This window comes from Snodgrassella sp. (assembly GCF_024103505.1).
GTDB lineage: Bacteria > Pseudomonadota > Gammaproteobacteria > Burkholderiales > Neisseriaceae > Snodgrassella > Snodgrassella communis.
The window spans coordinates 220,972-243,882 of record NZ_JAGGIJ010000002.1 but is presented as its reverse complement, the minus strand read 5'-3'; the positions used below and the strand labels follow the sequence as shown (position 1 = coordinate 243,882).

General features: G+C 45.1%; 14 protein-coding genes and 1 riboswitch. Of the genes, 6 read left to right on the top strand and 8 right to left on the bottom strand.

The features are described from left to right. Positions 1 to 57 precede the first annotated feature (57 nt). From J6578_RS03900 to J6578_RS03890, 3 genes are all read left to right on the top strand, one after another. Positions 58 to 7,557 (top strand): YadA-like family protein, encoded by a 7,500-nt coding sequence (locus J6578_RS03900; RefSeq protein WP_287953939.1) that lies wholly within the window; start codon positions 58 to 60, stop codon positions 7,555 to 7,557. Between the two features lie 219 nt (positions 7,558 to 7,776). Beyond that, positions 7,777 to 8,646 carry a patatin-like phospholipase family protein gene (locus J6578_RS03895; protein ID WP_093093827.1) on the top strand — a complete coding sequence of 290 codons (870 nt, stop codon included), beginning with the start codon at positions 7,777 to 7,779 and terminating at the stop codon, positions 8,644 to 8,646. A gap of 54 nt (positions 8,647 to 8,700) precedes the next feature. Next, positions 8,701 to 9,909, top strand: coding sequence for a CynX/NimT family MFS transporter (locus J6578_RS03890; RefSeq protein ID WP_176715117.1), 1,209 nt, complete (start codon positions 8,701 to 8,703; stop codon positions 9,907 to 9,909). A gap of 17 nt (positions 9,910 to 9,926) precedes the next feature. Here the strand turns inward: J6578_RS03890 and J6578_RS03885 are convergent, their stop codons facing one another. Beyond that, on the bottom strand, positions 9,927 to 10,700 hold the full coding sequence (locus tag J6578_RS03885; protein WP_287953938.1) for a HesA/MoeB/ThiF family protein: 774 nt from the start codon (positions 10,698 to 10,700) through the stop codon (positions 9,927 to 9,929). An 80-nt stretch (positions 10,701 to 10,780) separates the two neighbouring features. Between J6578_RS03885 and J6578_RS03880 the strand changes: the two genes are divergently transcribed. After that, complete coding sequence (locus J6578_RS03880) at positions 10,781 to 11,353, top strand: L-threonylcarbamoyladenylate synthase (RefSeq protein WP_239428189.1); 573 nt, start codon at positions 10,781 to 10,783, stop codon at positions 11,351 to 11,353. A gap of 104 nt (positions 11,354 to 11,457) precedes the next feature. Here J6578_RS03880 and J6578_RS03875 read toward each other — a convergent pair whose 3' ends face one another. Then, positions 11,458 to 12,354, bottom strand: coding sequence for a polyprenyl synthetase family protein (locus J6578_RS03875; protein WP_239349616.1), 897 nt, complete (start codon positions 12,352 to 12,354; stop codon positions 11,458 to 11,460). Next, entirely contained in the window at positions 12,338 to 12,565 is a 228-nt protein-coding gene (locus J6578_RS03870) for an exodeoxyribonuclease VII small subunit (protein ID WP_093093835.1), read from the bottom strand. Before J6578_RS03870 ends, J6578_RS03875 begins: the two co-directional genes overlap by 17 nt. An 817-nt stretch (positions 12,566 to 13,382) precedes the next feature. Here J6578_RS03870 and J6578_RS03865 point away from each other — a divergent pair. Together J6578_RS03865 and dnaJ are read left to right on the top strand one after the other, a co-directional pair. Then, a complete protein-coding gene (locus J6578_RS03865) occupies positions 13,383 to 15,257 on the top strand; it encodes a ribonuclease catalytic domain-containing protein (RefSeq protein WP_093093837.1) in 1,875 nt (624 codons plus the stop codon). A 283-nt stretch (positions 15,258 to 15,540) separates the two neighbouring features. Beyond that, positions 15,541 to 16,650, top strand: a complete 1,110-nt coding sequence (dnaJ, locus tag J6578_RS03860; RefSeq protein ID WP_093093839.1) for a molecular chaperone DnaJ — start codon at positions 15,541 to 15,543, stop codon at positions 16,648 to 16,650. 546 nt (positions 16,651 to 17,196) lie between these two features. On the opposite strand, the gene J6578_RS03855 is transcribed toward dnaJ, so the two are convergent. From J6578_RS03855 to J6578_RS03835, 5 genes are all read right to left on the bottom strand, one after another. Then, the gene (locus tag J6578_RS03855; protein WP_287953937.1) at positions 17,197 to 17,616 is read right to left on the bottom strand and encodes an HIT family protein; all 420 of its coding nucleotides are present in this window, start codon (positions 17,614 to 17,616) and stop codon (positions 17,197 to 17,199) included. Between the two features lie 53 nt (positions 17,617 to 17,669). Then, positions 17,670 to 19,892 (bottom strand): UvrD-helicase domain-containing protein, encoded by a 2,223-nt coding sequence (locus J6578_RS03850; RefSeq protein WP_287953936.1) that lies wholly within the window; start codon positions 19,890 to 19,892, stop codon positions 17,670 to 17,672. 312 nt (positions 19,893 to 20,204) lie between these two features. Further along, positions 20,205 to 20,360, bottom strand: coding sequence for a hypothetical protein (locus tag J6578_RS03845; protein ID WP_239424509.1), 156 nt, complete (start codon positions 20,358 to 20,360; stop codon positions 20,205 to 20,207). An 8-nt stretch (positions 20,361 to 20,368) separates the two neighbouring features. Then, entirely contained in the window at positions 20,369 to 21,157 is a 789-nt protein-coding gene (thiM, locus tag J6578_RS03840; RefSeq protein WP_287953935.1) for a hydroxyethylthiazole kinase, read from the bottom strand. 54 nt (positions 21,158 to 21,211) lie between these two features. After that, a riboswitch (TPP riboswitch) is annotated at positions 21,212 to 21,312 on the bottom strand. A 550-nt stretch (positions 21,313 to 21,862) separates the two neighbouring features. Continuing rightward, positions 21,863 to 22,795 (bottom strand): LysR family transcriptional regulator, encoded by a 933-nt coding sequence (locus tag J6578_RS03835; RefSeq protein WP_093093849.1) that lies wholly within the window; start codon positions 22,793 to 22,795, stop codon positions 21,863 to 21,865. Positions 22,796 to 22,911 lie beyond the last annotated feature (116 nt).

Below are 22,911 nucleotides of genomic sequence, written 5' to 3'. Positions count from 1 at the left end.
ATAAGCAGTAAGTCCAGATTTAGTTCAATTTTCAGACTGAGTCTTGTGGCCTCAGTTTTGAATATATCGTTACTATCAGCAACTGTATATGCTGCTAACACAGCGATTATCGGGGGTGATAACAGAGGTGATAATGGTTTGCCTCAATCTGGCTATAAACACGCCAGCCACGGTTCTGTTATTCTTAATGGTGCCAATGATTTTGCAAATAGTGGTAATGGTACGCTGCTTCCTGACGCTCGTCTTACCTGCGGTGCTGATGATGTTGCGGGTAGGGGAGAACCTGGTCGTGATGGCATTAATGAAATAAGCGCATTAGAAGAATATAATCGCTTTGCTGAAAATCGGGCATTTAACAATAAAAATCCATATGGTACAAACACCGGCGTTGTAAATGCTAATACTGCAGCCATGCAGGGAACCCTCACTGGTGGTTCTAAAAGTAAAATGCCGGTAGCTTATGGCGTCCATTCTTTTGCCTCCGGTTGTGGTTCTTATACCAGTGGTAACTATTCAGTGGCTTTCGGTACTAATGCTACTGCTACCGCCGGTGGTGCAATGGCTATCGGAACGGCAGCTCTGGCTTCTGGGCGTGCTTCAATTGCTTTTGGTGTTGGCGCTGAGGCTACCGGTGTTTCCAGTGTGGCTTTGGGTTCAGTAGCTACATCTAAAGGTGTGGGCAGTGTGGCAGCTGGTCTGATGTCTGAGGCCAGTGAAGATGGTACTGTAGCATTAGGCGTACAGGCAAAGGCTCAAAAACATTCGGCTGTGGCTATCGGTAATTCTGCTGAGGCAACGGGCGAACAAAGTATCAGTATTGGTTCAGCCAATAAAGTCAGCGGCAAAGGTTCTGGCGCTATTGGTGGTTCTGCTACAACTACTCTATATGATGGAGTAAATGGTAAAACGTCAGCAGATGCTAGCGGAGTAACAGAAGTAAAAGGTGACGGAAGCTATTCTTTCGGTAATCAGAACGGTGTGATCGCTGCTAACAATACTGGCGTATTTGGTAATCAGAATACTATTGAAATTGATTCTGCTGGCTCAGATAAAGCCGATAATGTCAGGATATTGGGTAATAACAATACCGTTTCTGCAAAAGCCAGCGGTGCCATGATAGTGGGTAATGCCGCTAAAGTCAGTGCCGCTGATGCTCTGGCTCTGGGTAATTATACTGAGGTTTCCGGAATTAATGGTGTTGCTATAGGTAAAAATGCTAAGGTCATTCTTGATAATGGTGTAGCTCTGGGTAGCGATTCTGTGGCTGCTACAGCAAAAGGTAAAACCGGATATAATCCTTCGGCTGGTGTTACTCGTGCCGACGAACTATCATCATCAGTATGGACAAGCACAGAAAACGCCGTGGCTATTGGTAATGTTGAACGAGGCATCACTCGGCAGATTACCGGGCTGGCAGCAGGTTCAGAGGATACTGATGCTGTAAATGTGGCGCAGTTAAGAAGTCTGGATAGTTCCACGTCATCCAGTCTTTCCTCACTGTCTTCTTCAACCTCACGCAGTTTAAGTACGCTTAACAGTAATTTATCTAATCTGAGTTTATCTACTTCTACAAGTATTTCGTCAGTTAACTCCAGCCTGAGTACTTTTGTAACTTCCGTTGATAGCCGCATTAGTACAATCTCTACTAGTTTATTTTCGGTAAGTAATTCGGTTTCAACCAGTATTCAACATTTGCAGGAAGATACATTACAATGGAATTCGAATCAACAGGCTTATGATGCGGCACACGGGGGAAAAGCAGCAAAAATTATTAATGTTGAAGCCGGTGATACTTCTGCGCCGGGGTCAACTGAAGCCATTAATGGCGGACAGTTGTATTCTACAAATACGGCATTATCCAGTTTAAGTTCTACTGCGGGAAGCAGTATTTCTACTGCAGTAGATAAATTTGAGAAATTGTCTACTTCCGTTAATGAGAAACTGTTTCAATCAACGAATAAACTCAACAACACTATTGATAGCGTTTCAACCAGTATTGATAAGTTAAATCGTGATGCGTTGCAGCTGAAAAATGATATATACGATGCTAGCCGCGACGGAAAATTACAGAAAATTACAAATATTGCTGCCGGTGATACCTCTTCTGCCACATCGACTGATGTAGTTAATGGTGGACAGCTGTTTACAACTAATTCCAGTATCTCTAGTCTCTCTACTGCCATTACACAGAGTGAGAGTCAATTAAAACAGCGGATAAAAGAAGTATCCGATTCTGTCGGGCAAGAAATTAAAGGCACTAACGAGAAGATTAAGGAACTGGCAACTTCAACCAGCAACAGTATTGAGCGTCTTGATGATCTAGCTTTAAAGATTAAGGGCGGTGTTTATGATGCCAAATATGGCGGAATAGATCGTAAGATAACTAATGTGGCTGCTGGTGATATAGAATCAAGTACATCCAGTGATGTGGTTATCGGCGCGCAGTTATATACTACCAATACCAAGATCAGTACACTGTCAACAAACACTGCAACGAGTTTGCAAGAGGCAGATACGAAGCTATTAACACTGTCGACAGAAATTGACAGCAAGATTACAACCCTTTCTGGAGCGCTTACCCAAAAAGTAGATAATGTATCAGGTTCTATCAGTACTAATAATAGCAGTATAAGTGTAGCCTTAAGCAGTTTGAGCTCTATTACAGCTACAGGCATTCAGAAGCTGAAAACTGATGCGTTACAATGGGAAGGTAATGCTTTTAATGCCTCCCGTGCGGGTAGTGCACAGATAATTACTCAGGTTGCCGCTGGTGATATTACATCTGTTACATCCAGCGATGCGGTTAATGGCGGCCAGCTGTATACAACCAATTCAAATCTGGCTATTTTAAGTGGAAGTGTTTCTAGTGGGTTGAGTGGTTTGTCAGACCAACTGAATACTTCAACTTCAAGAGATATCGGTAGCCTGTCTACAGTGGTTAGCAGTATCAATGATAGTGTTGGTACGCTGCAAAGTAATGCTCTGCTGTGGAAAAATAATGCATATGATGCCAGCCATAATGATGCTCCGCAGAAAATTACCAATGTTAAAGCTGGTAATACTGATCAGGGGTCAACTGATGTAATTAATGGTGGCCAGTTGTTCAGCCTTTCTACTGCTACTGTAACTAAACTGAATGATGTTAAAACCTCGTTTAGCTCAGAGTTAGCTGACAGCAAAGCTCAAATAACAGAGGTAAAAAATCAGGCACTGTTATGGAATTCAAATATAACAGCATATGACGCGCGTAATAAAGATGGTGCTGAGCAGAAAATTACTGGTGTGGCTCGAGGTGATGTAACACCAAATTCTTCTGATGTGGTTATTGGTGCGCAGCTATATGAAACTAATCTTGATGTGAATTCATTATCTACATCAATTAGTGGAGGTTATAGTAGCTTAAGTACAGCTTTAAATAGCTCTTCTACCTCGATTATTAATAGCTTGTCTACACTTGTGGATGGTAGTCAGAAAGATATCACTGCTCTGCAAAAATCTGCTTTGCAATGGAGTAGTGCTGATAAGGCTTACAGCGCCAAATATGAAAATGAAAACCAGCGCATTACCAATGTATTGGATGGTAATCTTGCACCAGATTCAACAGATGTTGTAACGGGTAAGCAGTTGTATACTCTTTCTAGCTCGACAGTAGCCAGTTTGAGTAGTTTGTCTACTTCACTAGAGGGTTTATCTGCTAAGGGGCTCAGCAGCCTGTCTGTTGCACTCAGTAATGGTTTGAGTACTACTAATTCTGATATCACAAGTTTGCAGCAGGATGCTTTGCAATGGAACGGCAAAGCTTATGATGCCAGCCATGGTGTTGCAAATGGCGTACAAAAGATTACCAATGTTCAGGATGCTACACTAGATGCCGATTCCAGCGATGTTGTAACCGGTAAACAGTTGTTCAATACCAATACCAGTATCAGCAATCTGGATAATCGCTTGTCTAATGGGCTGAGTAGTTTGTCTGGTTCGGCTTCTTCTGGCCTGAGTGATCTTTCAATTAGCCTGAATAAGTCGCTGTCTAGTGGTTTGAGTTCTCTTTCCACTGCTGTCGATAATAATCTAAGCTCTACTATCAGCAATGTAAGTCTATTACAGAAAAATGCACTGCAATGGAATGGTGAAGCATATGATGCCAGTCATGGCGTAGCAGGCGGAAAAGAAAGAATCACCAATGTGGCTGATGCTTCTTTATCATCGGGTTCCAGCGATGTGGTTACTGGTGGCCAGCTGTTTACCACCAATACTGCTGTCAGCAGCCTATCTACCAGTCTAGATAGTGGATTAAGAACTTTATCTACTACAGCTGAAACGGGTCTGTCTAATCTGTCAGATAATCTGAATAGAACGCTGAAAACCGGTCTAGGATCGTTGTCAACTAAACTGGATAATGCTCTGGATTCAACTAATGCCAAAGTAAATGCATTACAGAAAAATGCATTGCTATGGGATGGTGCAGCCTATGATGCCAGCCATGGTGGCAGCGCGCAGCGTATTACCAATGTGGAAGCGGGCCGTATGGCAGCAGATTCTACTGATGCCATCAACGGCAGCCAGCTCTTCAGCCTGTCCAACTCTACTTCAACCGGACTGAGCAGTTTATCGACTAACCTGAGTAATATTACCAACAATCAGGTGGGTAGTCTGTCGAGCACGGTTTCTATCAGCCTCAGTACTGTAAACAGCCATGTATCCAGTTTATCTGTTGGCTTGAGTACTACTAATAACAATGTCACCTTGTTACAGCAAAATACATTGCAGTGGAATAGTAGCATTGGTTCTGATGGTGCTTATGATGCAACGCGCAATGGCAGTGCTCAGAAACTGACTGGTATTATGGGTGGCGATATTCGTGCGGATTCAAGTGATGCTATTAACGGCGCCCAGATGCACAGTCTGTCAACACTGACACAGACAGGTCTGAACAGTACCAGCACCGGTTTGAGCAGTCTGTCACAGTCTACTTCATCTGGTCTGAATATAGTAAATACCCGTCTGGATAGTCTGTCGACTGTCACTCAGACAGGGTTGTCCAGCACCAGTACCGGACTGAGCAGCCTATCTTCCGGACTGAGCAGCACTAAACAGGATCTGGCTACTTTGCAGGCTAATGCCTTGCAATGGAATGGCGGTGTTTACGATGCCAGCCATGGCGGCAGTGCACAGCGCATTACCAATGTAGCAGCTGGTTATGTTACTGCGGATTCCACTGATGCCATCAACGGCAGCCAGCTCTTCAGCCTGTCCAACTCTACTTCAACCGGTCTGAGCAGTTTGTCGACTAATCTGAGTAGCGTTATTCACGATCAGCTCGGCAGCCTGTCTAGCATCGTGGCCGATAGTCTGAGTACGGTAAATAAAAATGTATCCAGTCTGTCAACTGGACTGGATTCTGCTACTGGTAAGGTTGCTGCATTGCAGAAAGATGCGCTGCAATGGAATGGCACCGCCTATGATGCAACTCGTGATGGTTTTGCTCAGAAATTAACAGGGATTACTGGTGGCAACATTAGTGCCGGCTCAAGTGATGCCGTTAACGGCGCTCAGATGTATAGTCTGTCAACACTGACGCAGACAGGTCTGAACAGTACCAGCACCGGTTTGAGCAGTCTGTCATCATCTACTGTGTCTGGTCTGAATGCAGCAAATACCCGTCTGGATAGTCTGTCGACTGTCACTCAGGCAGGGCTGGTTAGTGTCAGCACTGGTTTGAGCAGTCTATCGTTGTCAACAACAACCGATCTGAACAACTTAACGGCCAGTCTGAGCGCCACTAATCAGAATCTGACTTCATTACAGCAGAATGCCTTGCAATGGAACAGCTCTCTGAATGCCTATGATGCCAGCCATAATGGTGTAGCACAGCGCATTAGTAATGTGGCAGCGGGCCGTATGGCAGCAGATTCTACTGATGCTATCAATGGCAGCCAGCTCTTCAGCCTGTCCAGCTCTACTTCAACAGGCCTGAACAGTTTGTCAACAGTAATTTCGACAACAGTGATTTCCGAAATCAACAACATCAGTAGCTCCATATCGACCGGATACGATAGTCTGTCAATTAGTCTGAGTACAGCCAAAGACGGTCTGGATAAGCTGACAAGTAGTACGAGTGCCAGTCTGAGCAGTTTGTCTACTGCAAGTCAGGAAGTTCGTAAAGAGGTTGATTATCTGAAAGAGAACACCCTGCAATGGAATAATGATGAAGGCGGATTTGATGCCGGAAAACCAAATAATCTGACTCGTGCCCCCATTTATCGCAAGATTATTAATGTGGAAGGTGGTGATATTGTAGAGGGTTCGCATGAAGTAGTAGTGGGCGGACAGTTGTTTACTGTGAAAAGTGATCTGGCCAGCTTATCTACCGCCACTTTATCCAGTCTGTCTTCGATAACCAGTAAGCTGCAAAATACCGATATTAGTAGCCTGAAAGCCGATGCATTGCAATGGAATAGCTCTCTGAAAGCCTATGATGCAAGCCATGGCGAAGAAAACGGAAAGAAAAAAATTATCAATGTAGCTGGTGGCAATATCGCAAAAAATTCTACCGATGCAGTTAATGCAGGCCAGCTGTGGGATGTGAAAAACGATCTGGATAATCTGACGACACGGGTAAATAGCTTGCCTACAGGCAATATTTCACACGATGCTCTGATCAGCCTGTCAACTTCAATTAGCAGTAGTATTAACTCAATAGCATCAGCACTGGGTACGCCTAATTCAGTAAGTGGTGGTATTGTGACGCCAAGCTACAGTACTTCTGCTACTGATGGAACCGATAAGACAGCAAAAAGTGTAGCTGAGGCGCTGAATAATATACACAATGATGGTACGAAGTATGCCAAGATTAATTCTGCAAAAGCAGCATCAGCGGCTCGGGGTAATGATTCGATAGCTATAGGCGGAGCTTCACTGGCCAGTGGTACAGCAGCCATTGCGATAGGTAATGATGCACGTGCGTCAGAAACCAATGCTGTTGCGCTAGGCAACGGTGCACAGGTAAAACAAGCCGGAGGTGTTGCACTGGGAGCCGGATCAGTAGCGGATAGGGTAGCCGGAAAAGAAGGTTATATTCCGGTAACGGCAACGCAGCAGCAGGCAGACGCAATCCGTAAAACAACGAGTAAGCATTATGGCGCGGTATCGGTAGGTGATGCAGCGAATGGTGAATACCGTCAGATAACCGGAGTTGCGGCAGGTACTGAGGACACAGATGCTGTGAATGTGGCTCAGCTTAAAGGTGTTAATAATCAGATTAATAACGTCAATAAATATGTGAATAAGGTAAATGAGCGTTTGCAACGTACTGAACGTCGTGCTTATTCTGGTACTGCATTAGCCATGGCCTTATCCGGTGCTTATCTGCCATCTCTGAATGCCGGTGAACAGGCAGTTGGTGTGGGTGTTGGTAACTATCGTGGCTATACTGCTGTAGGCGCCAACTATAAGGCAATCAGCAATGGCGGTAATATTGGCTGGGGTGCTGGTGTTTCCACCACAGGCAAAGAGGTTGGCTTTAATGCCGGTATCGGCTTCAAATGGAGCAATAACTAAACCATTTGCTGAATGCTAAAGCAACTTCCGGATTTCTTCTGAATCCGGAAGTTTTTTTTATGATTTGGTAATACGTTAAATTAAAATGTGAATAGCTTGTAATGAACTGAACAGTGATGCGTCTGTTGGGTGTTTTATTGATTTAATTCAACTAGTATTATATATTTAATAATATAATAATGGTAATTTAATATTACATAAACATGGAAATGGTAAATAATGTCTGATGCTCAGCAGGAGCCAGCCGGAAAGCAGATTGCATTGGTTGTAGAGGGCGGAGGAATGCGCGCTGCGTTCAGTAGTGGGGTTACCGATGCTTTTTTACAGGCAGAATTTAATCCATTTACTTTGTTGGTTGGGGTATCTTCCGGCGCCAGTATTATTGCCAGTTATCTGGCGGGACAAGAAGGGCGCAATCTGGCTGTGTTGCTTGATCAATCATGCCGGCCGGAATTTATTCGCTGGTCACGCTTTATTGGTGGTGGCGATCTGATGGATATTGGCTGGTTATGGCGGGTGGTACAACAGGAAAATCCGCTGGATTATGAGCGTATGTTTGCGCAGCAGCGTGATTTCCGGATCGTGCTGAGTAATGCAGTTAGTGGTCTGCCACGATATGCTGTTGCCAAACCCGAATCTTTTCTGGAAGTGTTGCGTGCTTCGAGCTCAATTCCCTTTTTTATCCGCAAGCCAGTACAAATTGATAATGAATTTTATTTTGATGGTGGTGTGGCAGATGCTTTGCCGGTACGGTGGGCTTTGTCGCAGCCAAATATTGGCCAAGTGGTGGTTATTCGCACCCGCTCACATGATTATGTTAAGAAAGGTGGTTTGGGTGATGCATTGCTGGCGCGGCACTTATCTGCTTGCGGGTTTGCACAGGCATTACGTCAGCGGGTAAAGCATTATAATGCTACGTTGGCATGGATGCGACAGGCTGAAAACTGTCGCTCTATTATTGAAATCAATCCTCCTGATGACAAAAAAATGGCCGGACGCCTGTGCCGTGATGGCGGTCGTTTGCGCTATAGTTATGCAGCTGGTCTGGAATGCGGTCGTGCGTTAGTGCAGCGGTGGCCGTTAAATTAAATGTTTTTTCAGTCTTAATCTATCAGATTAAGGGTAATGGTATTTGGTGAGGTAATGAAAACGAATTCGACTGTATCGAACACACAGCACCGGCTTAGTCTTTTTCTGGCTATTCTGGCGCTGGCTTTTGTTTTACGCGGACCTCTGACTGGTGTGGGACCTTTATTGCAGAATATTCAGGCTCAGTTGCAGATGAGCAGTACGCTGGCAGGATTGCTGACTACGGTGCCATTGCTGACATTTGGTCTGTTTTCCGTTTTTATCCCCAGAATAGCTGCACGTCTGGGCTCGGAACAAATGGTTTTTTTTGCTCTGTGGGTATTAACTTTGGGGCTGGTGCTGCGTTGCTGTGGTAGCGGATTGTTTTTGCTGCTAACCGGTACGGCCTTACTCAGCAGTGCGATTGCGGTTGGTAATGTGTTGATTCCGAGCATGGTAAAACAGTATTTTCCATTAAAAATGGGGCTGGTTACGGCATTATATGCACTGGTAATGAATTTAGGCGGAGCCACAGGTTCTGCTTTAAGCGCGCCTCTGGCGCATAGCAATCTGTGGGGCTGGCGCGGTGCGCTGATGATTTGGGTGCTGCCAGCGCTGGTGACGATGGTGATCTGGTGGCGGCCCTTTAAAGCCGCTAATGCTATACCCAGACCGGTTGTACGCTCACGCACAGTCACGTTACATCTGTGGCGTAACCCGCTGGCGTGGCAGGTAACTCTGTTTATGGGATTTCAGTCATTCCTGTTTTATTCAACGGTTAGCTGGTTGCCGCTGATTGTGGCCAAAGCCGGTGTGTCTGCAACTGAGGCCGGTGGCTGGCTTGGATTGATGCAGTTGGTGATGGTACCGACTAATTTGCTGATACCAATTTATGCAGCCAGATTAAAACAGCAGCACTGGATTGGTGCGATGTGTGGGGTAGCGTTGATATTGTCGATATTATTGCTGATGTTGCCGTGGCGTAGTTGCTATTTACCGGCGGTACTGCTGCTGGGGCTGGGAATCAGTGGGGCTTTCTGTCTGAGTATGATGTTTTTCAGTCTGCGCAGCGATAGTGTTACTGAGGGGGTATTGTTATCCGGAATGGCACAAACCTGTGGTTATCTGTTAGCGTCGGTGGGGCCGGTATTAATGGGTGCTTTGCACGATATCATTCATTCATGGTTTCCTGCATTATGGTTAATGCTGTTGGCTGCACTGGTGATTACTGTATCCGGCTGGAAAGCCGGTCAGGATCGCAAGCTGTCTGATTTTCAGAAATAATACAGATATACACAGCTTTATCCACAAGGTTTTGTGGATAAAGCTGTTTGTCCACATACCGGGCAGTCCGGATTGGCCGCCAGCTGGAAACGTTGCCACTGAAAGTGATGGGCGTCAAAACAGTGTAACCAGCAGCCTGACGGGTGAATACCAGCAATTACCTGTAACGCCTCACTTGCCTGTGCTGCGCCCATTATGCCCAGTAGTGGTGCAAAAACACCATTTTTAGCACAACTGGAACCTTCGTCATTCATTTCTTTTTCAAACAGACACTGATAACAGGGGCCGTGGCCATCCCGGAAATCATACACGGCCAATTGCCCAGCAAATACTAAGGCTGAGGCTGAAACCAGTGGTTTGCGCGCATTGAAGCAGACCTGATTAATCAGACGGCGGCTGGCAAAATTGTCGGTACAATCCAGAACAATGTCGACATGCTGTACCTGTTGTTGTAACAGGCTGGTATCTGCTCTGGCCACAACCGGCTGTAATTGAGCATGTGGATGATGTGCCTGTAGTTGCCGGCACAATACACGGGCTTTTGCCTCACCGATGTCCTGATCACTAAACCAGTACTGGCGTTGTAAATTGCTGATTTCGATGCTATCGTTATCTACAACGGTGATGTGCCCTACTCCGCTGGACACCAGATACGTGAGTGCCGGATGTGCTAAGCCTCCGGCACCAATCACCAGTGCCCGTGCGGCAAGAATGGCTTCCTGTCCGGCAATATCCAGTTTATCCAGTAAAATATGCCGGCTGTAACGCAATAGTTGTTCATCAGTGATCATGGTAGTCTCTGGGTGCATGAGTAGTCTGGTTTATTCTGTACTGCTATTATAATAGTTTGGTTTTATTTCTCTGAATTTTTATGCGCCATCCTGTCCGGCCGGCTGGCCGGTTTTTACATCGTCTGCGCGCCCATCTGTGTCAAGGTGGTCTGATTGCTTATCCGACGGAAAGCAGTTATGGGCTTGGCTGTCTGCCTGATTATGCGCCGGCGCTACGAAAAGTGATTGCGCTGAAAAAACGGCCGCAACATAAGGGTCTGATTGTTATTGCTGCTGATTTTTCTCAGCTGCAACCTTTGCTGGCTCCATTGACCACAACTGAAATAACCGCTATCACTCAGCAGTGGCCGGCACCACGAACTTTGTTGTTACCAGTACGGCGGCGGCAGGTTCTGCCGGCGTTGCGTGGGCGAGGCCGGCAAACACTGGCGGTACGCATTCCGGATTTGGCTACGGCGCGCTTTTTGTGCAGGGCTGTAGGCAGACCGCTGGTGTCTACTTCATGTAACCGAGCTGGAAAAAAAGTCTGTCGCACGGAACGGGAAGTCAGGCGCCAGTTTGGACGTCGGGTGATGATTTTGAGTGGCCGCACTGGCGGGCGCAAACAACCCAGCCAGATTGTTGACTGGGTATCTGGTAAGCGGCTGCGTTAGTTATTCCGTCTACTGGCTGATTGGTAAATATCTGTACATATGGCAGAAACGGGATGTCTGGCATTTATACAGCAATGGTTGTTTTCTTTAGGTATGATGTGCATCTAATGGTTGCGGGCAACAACAAATTGTGCCAGTGAGCGCAGGTGAACTGCACGCTGATCAAAACCAGCCAGCGCATCAATAGCTTTTTGTACCAGGTTTTCGGCATACTGGCGTGCTGTAGTCAGCCCCATCAGGCTAACGTAGGTAGGTTTGTTGGCCTGAGCATCTTTACCGGCAGTCTTGCCCAATATGTGGCTGTCCTGTTCATAATCCAGTACATCATCAATAACCTGAAAAGCCAGTCCCAGATGGGCGGCATAGTTGTCGAGTGCTGTTAGTGCCTGCTGATCGATGTCCTGACAGCAAAGTCCGCCCAGTGTGACTGCTGCGCGAATCAGTGCGCTGGTTTTCAACTGATGCATGCGCTCAAGTTCGGTTTGATTCAGGCTCAAACCCACATGAGCCAGATCAATGGCCTGTCCGCCCGCCATGCCATTACAGCCGGCAGCCTGTGCCAGTGTCTGTATCATGTGCAGCTGGCGTGTGGCAGCAAGGCTGGTTGGCTGGCTTAGCAGGCTGAATGCCATGCTTTGCAGGGCGTCGCCAACCAGTAAGGCTGTTGCTGGTGTATATTGTATGTGGCAGGCTGCTTTGCCATGACGCAGGCTATCGTTATCCATTTCCGGCATGTCGTCGTGTACAAGGGAATAAATATGAATGCATTCGACGGCGGCCAGTGCATAATCCACTGCTTCTGTAATGGCGTTGCCCAGTTCGGCCGCAGCCAAAACCAGCATCGGGCGCAAACGTTTGCCGCCATCCAGCATGACATAGTGCATGGCCTCAATCAGTGGGGCAGGAAGTTGACTGGCTGGTGGTAACAATCGGATTAGGGTTTGTTCGGTGTATGTTTGTGCCTGTTTTTGCCAACTGGTAAAGTCACTCCTCTGCTTCAAGTTTCAACTCCTTTAATTCACCGTGATCAAGTATCTGTAGTTTTTGTTCTACTTCAGCCAGTTTCTGCTGGCAGTATTGCACCAGTTCCTGACCATATTCATAGGCTGCCAGTGATTCTTCTAAAGGCAAATCGTTGTTTTGCATCGATTCAGTAATTTTTTCCAGTTGCTGGATGGCTTCTTCATAGCTTTGGGGCGTTATTTTCTTCATGTCATGGCTCTTTACGTGAATTTATGGCCATTGTAACACTCGCGGTACTGCTCTTGCTGCTGATATCTGTATGTTGAGGCGGTAGCTTATTGGTTGAGGATGCGGGCAGATATGTTATCTGGTTCGTTCTGAAAATAGGGCGTTCATGTGTTTTTGAACCGGTATAAACTTTCATAATACTAATTAATATTTTTGTTATCGGTTTTTAGGTGAGGTACTGGATCAGTACAAGAATTTTCAGAATTTCTGGCGATTTAAAATCATTTATTTTACTTTGTTCATATTTTATTTTTCTGAGTATGAATGATTCTTTTAAATATCAATGTAATATAGAATTTTATTTTAATATAGTTAATTTTTCAGATGCTGATTGGTCTATATATGCTGATGTGTTTTTCTCTTGTATTTATGCTGTCTGGCGCTGATTATTTATTTGGGATTATATAAATTTTTGTTTACTATTATAAATAGTATCAAATCGGCAGTGTTTTTTGCTGTTTATTTGTTCAGTTTTAAAGCATAATATTATTTAAGGCATAAATATTATGTTGTACGCACTTTGTGTGATGGTTTATTTAAAAATTAAAACATAGAATTATTTAATTTATATGTTTTGATGGTCAGACATATGGAAAACAGGAAAGCCTGAGGGGAAGTAATGGTGAACTATTTGTGCTGATATGCTGTGTGAACGCAGTATGGTAGTTCCGGCGTAAAATCTGAAATGCTGTATATTCGTCTATAATCGGATAAATCGATGGTTTTTCAATCTGTTTTACGGGTTACTAAGGTAGTTTCTTTGGTTTAAGTAGGCATTATGGGTAAACAAATTTTTTATGAGGAGTCTGGTCAGTTTAAAGTAGCTGAGGTGGTGCAGGAAAACGATGCTACTTTTCTGGTTAATACAGCGCACGGTAAGCGGGCTAAAATCAAGGCCAGCCATGTTTTTCTGGTATTTGATGGCGATGCTAGTCAGTTTTTACAGCAGGCTGCCGATGCTGCTGCTGGTATTGATATCAGTTTGCTGTGGGAAGCGGTAGGTAGTGAGGCTGAATTTACCGCAGCCAGTGCCGCTACAGAATATTTTGGTGGCAACAGCGGCAATGTTGAGCTGGCAGCTACATTAATGGCTTTATATGCTGCGCCTATTTATTTTTACAAGAAAAATAAGGGTGTATTTAAGGCTGCGCCAGAAGAAGCCTTACAGCTTGCTCTGGCGGCGATTGAGCGGCGCAAGCAGCAGGAAGCACAAATTAATAGCTGGATACAGCAGTTGCTGGCAGGCAGTCTGCCGGCTGCGATTGCTGCTGATGCTAAGGTAATTCTACATGCGCCAGATAAACAGAGCCTCAGTTACAAGGCGGTGATAAAAGCTGCTGAACAGAAAAAAACATCTTTGTTTACTTTGCTCCAGAGTGTGGGAGCGGTGCCACCATTACCTGAATATTTTCTTGATGGTTTTTTATTGACTCAATTTCCTAAGGGTGCAGGCTGTGGTGATTATCCTGTGCCGGTTATCAATAATTTGCCTGTTGCTGATACTGAAATACGGGCATTTTCTATTGATGATATTGAAACCAGTGAGGTGGATGATGCATTCAGTGTGCGCGATCTGCCTAATGGCAATAAACTGGTCGGTATTCATATCGCCGCTCCTGCGCTGGCCATTACTGCTGAATCTCCGCTGGAAAAACTGATATTTGAACGCTTGAGTACGGTATATTATCCCGGCGGTAAAATCACGATGTTGCCGGATAACTGGATAGCTGCTTTCAGTCTGGATGAAGGGGCTGCACGGCCGGCTGTCAGCCTGTATGCTGAAGTTAATCCACAATTTGAGATTGTGCACTGTGAATCGCGTATTGAATCGGTTTATATAGACTGTAATTTACGCATTGAAAATATTGAGCAGGCATTTCAACCTCAGCAGATGCGCAGTAATGCTGAAGTTTTTGCTCATCAGCATGAAATGAACTGGTTGTATGATTTTGCCGTGGCCAGAATGCAGGCTAGAGGGAAATATGATCCGGAACGCTTACCTCAGTATGATTACGGAATTAAGCTGGAAGCAGATAATAAGGTGCGTATAAGCGTACGTGAGCGTGGTGCGCCGATAGATACGCTGGTCAGTGAACTGATGATTTTTGCTAACAGTACCTGGGCACAGATGCTGGATGAGGCCGGTATGGCCGGGCTGTTCCGGGTGCAGCCAGCTGGCAGAGTGCGTATGAGTACTCAGTCTGAACCACATGTTGGCTTGGGGCTTAAGCATTATGCATGGTTTACTTCGCCGTTGCGACGTGCTACTGATTATATCAATCAGAAACAGTTAATTAGTTTGCTTGATGAGACTGCCCTGCCCCGCTTTGAACCGCAGGAAGCCATGCTGTTTGCGGTATTGCGCGATTTTGAATCGGCTTATACTGCCTATAATGATTTTCAACGTCATATGGAAGCGTACTGGAGCCTGATATATATTCAGCAGGAACGATTGCAGGAATTGACTGCCCGGTTAATACGCGATGATTTGGTGCGCATTGAGGGTTTGCCTCTGGTTAGCCGTGTCAGCGGTGTGCCGATTGATGTTATACCTAAATGCCAGATGAAAGTAGCGATAACCGGAATTGATCTGGAGCAGGTCAGTGTTGGGCTCAATTATGTGAATGTTCTGATGCCGGTGGCAGGAGTCTGATTGTCTGGATAAATCGTTGTTAAAGATTTTTTGATTTATAGCTGGCTGATGATGATCAGATTGGTTGTTTTGCTGGCAGAATAATAACGCTGCTTTAGCTGATGTTGTTTATCTGTGTATAAATTAAGTTGGCCGGTTTTGTTTCATTTAAATTAACTTTTGCTTAAAACCTTGTTTTTATACATGCAGCCCATATATGAGTTGCATTTGTATTATCCGGTTTTGTTTTTCAGGCAGCCTGCTACACAGGAACAGGTTGCCTGCAAACGTTTGGAATAAAATTATGACTGAAGTAGATTTTTATGAAGTGCTGGGTGTAACCCGTACTGCAGGGGATGAGGAAATCAAAAAAGCTTATCGCAAGCTGGCTATGAAATACCATCCCGACCGTAATCAGGGCGATAAGGGTGCCGAAGAGAAATTCAAGGAAATACAGCGCGCTTATGAAGTATTGTCTGATGCGCAAAAACGTGCAGCCTATGACCAGTTTGGCCATGCAGGCGTAGATGGCAATATGGGTGCTGGTGGCGGCGGCTTTGCCGGTGGTTTTGATTTTGGTGATATTTTCAGTCAGATGTTCGGCGGCAGTGCCGGCGGACGGCAGCAAAATCATCAGGGTGCTGATTTACAGTATCATGTAGACATCAGTCTGGAAGAAGCCGCTCGGGGTATCAAGAAAAAAATCACTATTCCTACTCATGAAGAATGTGATGTCTGCCATGGCAGTGGTGCTAAGGCCGGTACTTCCGCTACTACCTGTAGTATGTGTGGCGGTAGTGGGGCTGTACATGTACGGCAGGCTATTTTCCAGTTACAGCAAACGTGCCCTACTTGTCATGGTAGCGGTAAACAGATTAAAGACCCGTGTGTTAAATGTCATGGCGAAGGGCTGGTAAAAACCCGCAAGACGGTTGAGATTTCTATTCCGGCCGGCATTGATGATGGGCAGCGTATCCGGTTGAGTGGCGAGGGTGAGCCGGGTAAGCATGGTGCGCCGGCGGGTGATTTATTTGTGATGGTGAATGTACGTCCGCATCAGGTCTTCGAGCGTGACGGTATGGATCTGCACTGTGAACTGCCCATCAGCTTTACTACAGCAGCGCTTGGTGGTGAGGTTGAAGTACCAACACTGGATGGTAAAGTAAAACTGAATATCCCGAAAGAAACACAAACCGGCCGCCGTATGCGTGTGCGTGGTAAAGGCGTTAAATCATTACGGTCGGCTGCTGTGGGCGATTTATATTGTCATATTGTGGTGGAAACACCAGTAAATCTGACTGAGCGTCAGCGTGAACTACTGGAAGAGTTTGAGAAAATCTCTACTGGAATGGATCGTGCTCAAACACCGCGACAGAAGTCTTTTATGGACAAGCTACGTGATCTGTTTGAATAAACAGTTGCACTATCAATAGTTCAGAATTGTTTATTTCAGATATGTGAATCCTAATGCAGGTTATTCGGTGTAAATACCGCTGATTTATGTAATCAGCGGTATTTTGTTATGGGAAGAAAAGACATAAGTAGTTTAAGGCTTGAGCTGGATTATATTGGCTTCAGAGAATAGTTTGTTGCTTTTATTGTTGAGGAAAAAAGTAAGTCTGAGTTTGGGCTGTTTAAACTTTGCTAAATGCGCAGAATGAAGCTGGTAGGAAATAGCAAAGCTGTTTTAAGCTTTAGGCTGAAAGCTACTGATGGACATAACCTGATATTGAATGGGAAATAAATCATCACTCCTGTGTTCGGGTAGCACAGGAGCGATGCAGAAATTTTGGCACAATGGATAATTTGTTGTGGACAGTTTTAATATGCTTGGCTGAATAAAATTCAGCTTGTGTGCTTAACTAATTATAAAATAAGAGTTTTGTGCAATAAAAACTGTTTATTTTTACAGATTGTTTGTGGATAATTCTGTGGATAATTTCTAAACCAAGCTTGTACCTCAGTCCAGCTCAGCACGTAATTGTGCTGCCAGCTGCGCCAGTTCTGCCTGATCGGCAGCCACACTCTCGTGTTTTCCCAGTTCATGAATATGGCCGGGAATCAGATGAATATGATAGTGAAATACAGACTGGCCAGCCTGTTCACCAGATAGTTGTAACTGAACGATGCCATCGCGGTGTAAAACTTTACGCTGTGCACCAATGATTTTCTTGGCTGCACTGAATACCGCAACAAGATAATCTTGTGGCATGTCGGTTAATTCTATTACCTCACATTTCGGAATCACCAGCACGTGGCCGCGTGCCTGTGGCATCACATCCATAAAGGCCAGAGTTTGAGTATCTTCATAAACTTTATGGCAGGGTATTTCACCGCGGATGATTCGGGCAAATATATTGTTACGGTCATATTGTTGCATGATCTGTCTCCTCTCAGGCCTGTCTGCTTACCAGCTGTAGCCTGAGCAATTGTTTAAGAAATAATAGTCAGCTTGCTTTTGGCAAATACAGTATCCAGTTCTTTAATTCCCTGTTTGCCAAAATTAATGGTCAGACGAGCACCTTCCGCTTTGTGACTAGCTTCTATAATTACGCCAGTACCAAAGCGTTCATGGTGAACATTCTGCCCCAGCTGGAAGCCGTCAAAATCAGTACTGGCTGGTGTGTCTGCCAGTTTGCTGCGACTACTGTGAAACGGATTAGTACGCTGTGTAGTCTGCTGCCGGGCGACCAGCGTGTTTTTATGTGCTGATAGATATTGCAGTACACTTTCCGGTATTTCATCTACAAAGCGTGACGGCAGGGCAAAGTGAGTCTGCCCGTGCAACAGGCGTTGTTGTGCCATGGTTAAATACAGGCGTTTGCGTGCCCGGGTAATGGCCACATACATCAGACGTCGTTCTTCTTCCAGCCCATCCTTCTCCGCCATGCTGTACTCGCTCGGGAACAAGCCTTCTTCTAATCCCGTGAGAAAAACTGCGTCGAATTCCAGCCCTTTGGCTGCATGTACCGTCATTAACTGCAAGGCATCTTCCCCCTGTCCGGCCTGATGTTCACCCGCTTCCAGTGAAGCGGTGCTTAAAAAGGACAGTACAGCGAATAACGGATCGTTTTCATCATATTCTGGTTCACTGTCAAAACCAGATTCCTGCGGTTTGAATGCCACGGCAGCATTCAGTAATTCCTCCAGATTATTGATACGCTCCTGCTGCTCACCTTTCTGAGTACGGTAATATTCCATCAGGCCGCTATCGTAAATGGCTGCGGTCATCAGCTCCGGCAGCGAAACTTGTGCGGTCTGTGCCTGTAAATTTTCAATCAGGTGTACAAAAGCGGCAATTTTACTGTTCTTAGCGGCCAGACTGGAGGCGGCCTGCCACAGCGAAATACCGGTTTGACTGGCTGCTGCCTGAATGTTTTCAATAGTGCGTGTGCCGATACCGCGTGTGGGTACATTGATTACCCGTAATAATGCATTATCATCATCGGGATTGACTGCCAGCCGAAGATAAGCCAGAGCATGTTTGATTTCCTGACGCTCATAAAAGCGTAAACCACCATAAATTTTATAGGGTATGCCGGCACGAAACAAAGCCTGTTCCAGCACACGGGATTGGGCATTGCTGCGATACAATATCCCCATCTGCATGTAATCCAGCCCTTCACGGTGTAAAGCCTTGACTTCATCAACCACAAACTGGGCTTCTTCTATATCATTGATCGCCTGAAGTACGCGGATTTTTTCACCACTGCCAGATTCTGTGTGCAGATTTTTACCCAGACGGCTGGCATTATGCGCAATCACAGCATTGGCTGCGGTAAGAATATTGCCGACGGAACGGTAATTCTGCTCCAGCCGGATGGGTTCACTTACACCGAATTCGTGCAGAAAACGCGTCATATTCGCTACTTCCGCGCCACGAAAACGGTAAATACTCTGGTCATCATCACCAACGGCAAAAACCGCTGCATGTTCACCGGCCAGCAGCTTTAACCAGGCATACTGTAATTTGTTTGTATCCTGAAATTCATCAATCAAAACATGATTAAAACGATTCTGGTAATGGCAGCGTAACACATCATTGCTTTGCAGTATTTCATAACTGCGCAACATCAGCTCAGCAAAATCCACTACCCCTTCATTCTGGCACAAACTATCATAAGCAGCATAGCATTCAATCATCAGCCGTTCATGCGGGTCGCGCGCCGTCAAACGGGACGCGCGCAGACCATTTTCTTTTTGTGCATTGATGAATCCCTGCAAACTGCGCGGTGCAATTACTTCATCGGCAATATTCAACTGTTTGAGTAAACGCTTTACTACAGCTAGCTGGTCGCCAATATCAAGTATTTGAAATGTTTTCGGCAGTCCGGCTTCCTGATGGTGCAGGCGCAAAAAACGATGGCACAGGCCATGAAACGTACCCAGCCATATTGCGCGTACCGAAACCGGTAATAGCGCACTCAGGCGCAATTGCATTTCTCTGGCCGCTTTATTGGTAAAAGTTACCGCCAGAATGCTGTGTACACTGGCCTGACCAGTCTGCAACAACCAGGCAATACGGGTAGTTAAAACCCGGGTTTTACCACTTCCTGCCCCCGCCAGCACCAGCGCCGGTTGCGCAGGCCAAGTTACGGCAGCTAACTGTTCACTATTTAGGCCGGCCAGCAGGCCAGCAGAAGATAAAATTTCCATAGTGCTTATTGTAGCTGATTGAGGCTGAAAAATCGCTGTGAAAAATATGTCTGTGGTCTATGATGTACATACTTAAATGGCTGAATAATAATGTATACCTTGCTGTTCAGGCGCGCTTGGCTGAATCTGGATAATACATGCAGTGTTAAATTCCGGCTGATAGCACCGGAAAAACGGGCACTATATTTCCGTGTAACCGCTTTATGAATCAGAAAATAGCACAGCAAAGTACCATAGTGCCTGCACATAAACTCAGGACATGCCCAGCCAGCTTTTTCAATAACCATTGCAGAACATACAATAGATTGGCCATTATTGCGCGTAAGTACAGTCTGATTTATCCAAAACCGAAAACCAGTATGCAAAGCGAAAGTCGGCAATTTTAGCTATATTAACCATCCCACCAATACCGCCACAGAGTAGCGGATCGAGAACCAAATAAAGGGTTAAATCAAGTTGTTTTTTCATTTACTTCTTTATTGATGTGAATCACCGAATAGCGAAAGCTGATCTAAAAGTGACACAGCATAAGTGCCTAATCCTTGTTGTTTATTGGCCAGTTCACCCGCCCGTTTCATCATATAACAAGCAGAAGCCGTGGCTAATAAGGCATCAGTAGAAACTGCAATAAAAGCAGCAACCATGGCCGATAGTGAACAGCCTGTTCCCGTCACCTTAGTTAAATTAATATCACCGCCTGCTATACTGTAAGTATTATGACCATCTGTCACATAATCAACATCGCCTGTAATAGCAATGATAGTTTGATATTTTTGGGCAAGTAAATTAGCTGCCTTCAAAGCTGATTCAGTCGAGTCTTGACTGTCTGGTCCCTTTGAAGAAGAATTCTGCCCGCTTAATGCTAATATTTCTGAAGCATTACCCCGAACAACAGTTGGTTTTAATAATAATAATTGATGAGCAATTTCTGAGCGATAAATCAGAGCAGAGCCGACTGCTACCGGATCTAAAACCCAAGGTAATTGGTTTTTCTGGGTTTCAGCAGCTGCCAGTAACATACTTTTGGCAGTATTGTTGTTAATCGTGCCAATATTAACTAATAAACTATTTGCAACATTAACAAAAGCAGTGACTTCTTGCTCCGCAATAACCATTGCCGGCGAAGCCCCGATAGCAAGTAGCACATTAGCCGTAAAATTCTGTACTACATCATTAGTAATGCAATGTACCAGTGGGCACTGATCCTTAACACGTTTAATAAAAGGAATGGCTTGCGCAGCTTGCAGCGGTTTTAATACAGACATATTCTTTCCTTATTAATAACTTTTCAATATCGGGAAGAATTTGCCAATTTACAATGAATATGGCTTAGACTTCCCTACGCTGGTATAACCCAGATCAGGTTCAACGGGTAAAATCTCAGTTTTTGATTCAAACAAAAACACCCCGAGTCGAAACAATTATCAAAACAACGAATTTATTATGAACTGACTAACGACCTTAAACAAGTTATTCTAATCATCTTCCACATTATTAATACTTACCCAGTCTGGTAAGAAGATTATCAGGCAATGATTGTCTTTGGCCGATCAATCGGTTTAATAACAATTACATCTTTACCTCATCCAACAGCGGCAATAATGGCCTCTAAGAGAAATTTAACTTATTAAAATTTTACTAATCGTATTAATGTTTACCTTTAGCAAGCACTTTAATAATTTCAGATTTCCTTTGCTCTCCCGCATGAACGGTTATATTAAATTGTCCATTCAAAACAGCATCTGGACAATTTTAATTTGGCCAGTGAAATTTTATCGTTAGCCAAAGGCATAGTTTTGTCAGCGGCAAAGATGTACTATATCTGATAAGCATCATTTATATAACGCACACTTTGGTATCGTCGAACATACTTAATGGCTGAAGCTTTTCACCTGTCAGTAGCACAGATGCCACCAGTCTCAGATAATTCATCCTGCTTTTAGAGTTCATACCACAGCAGCCAGTACAAATTAATCAGGTGTACTAAGCGGGCTCAGCCCCGGTAAGTCAGCAAAACTGCGTTCGCGTACAATCTGGCAGAAATTGTCCAGATAGCTTTTATTACCATCAGATTCACGTATTGCAGCATATAACTCACTTTGCAGCGGAATATCGCCAATCTGCCGTGCTACCACATAACCCTTTTCCAGATACGGCATCACCGTCCAGTAAGGTAAGGCAGCAATACCGCGCCGGCTTGATACCAGCTGAATAATAGCAATAGTTAATTCACTATTGCGGCGCGCGGGCTGCACACCAGCCGGTTTTAATACCTTGCGCAATAAATCCAGCATATCATCTGGTACCGGATAAGTGATAAGCGTTTCATCCACAAAATCCTGCGCCTGCCATACACTTTTAGATGCCAGCGGATGATCCTTGGCACAGATACCCACCATCTCATAAGCAAACAGCGGTTGAAAAATAATACCCGGCTGTGGCGCATATTCAGACACAATGGCCAGATCAGCCCGATGAGTCAGCAACAAACCCACAGGATCAGCCTGAAAGCCGGACACAATATCCAGCTCCACCTTCGGCCACAGCGGCCGGAAAGCATCCATGGCCGGCATCAGCCAGTCAAAACAAGTATGGCACTCCACCGCCACGCGCAGCTCCCCTGCTCCCCCCTCAATAATCTGTGCTATATCCAGCTCAGCTACCGTAGCCAGCGGTGTAATTTCGTGTGCTAATTGCAACAGACGCATACCAACCGGTGTAAAATGAATAGGGTTGGATTTACGTTCAAACAAAGGAGTGCCATAAAACTGTTCCAGAACACGAATCTGATGTGACAGCGCAGACTGAGTCAGAAAAACCCGCTTGGCAGCCATTGATACACTGCCGGTTTCTTCCAGAGCCAGCAAAGAGCGTAAATGGCGCAATTCAATAATCGACTCCATGTTCTCCACCTTCTATTAGCATTTTAACTACGAATCCAAGTTAAAAAATTCATAAACAGCAGCACTATATATAAACAAAAATTATATGGCTAACATAATTAGCACCTTGCTGATAA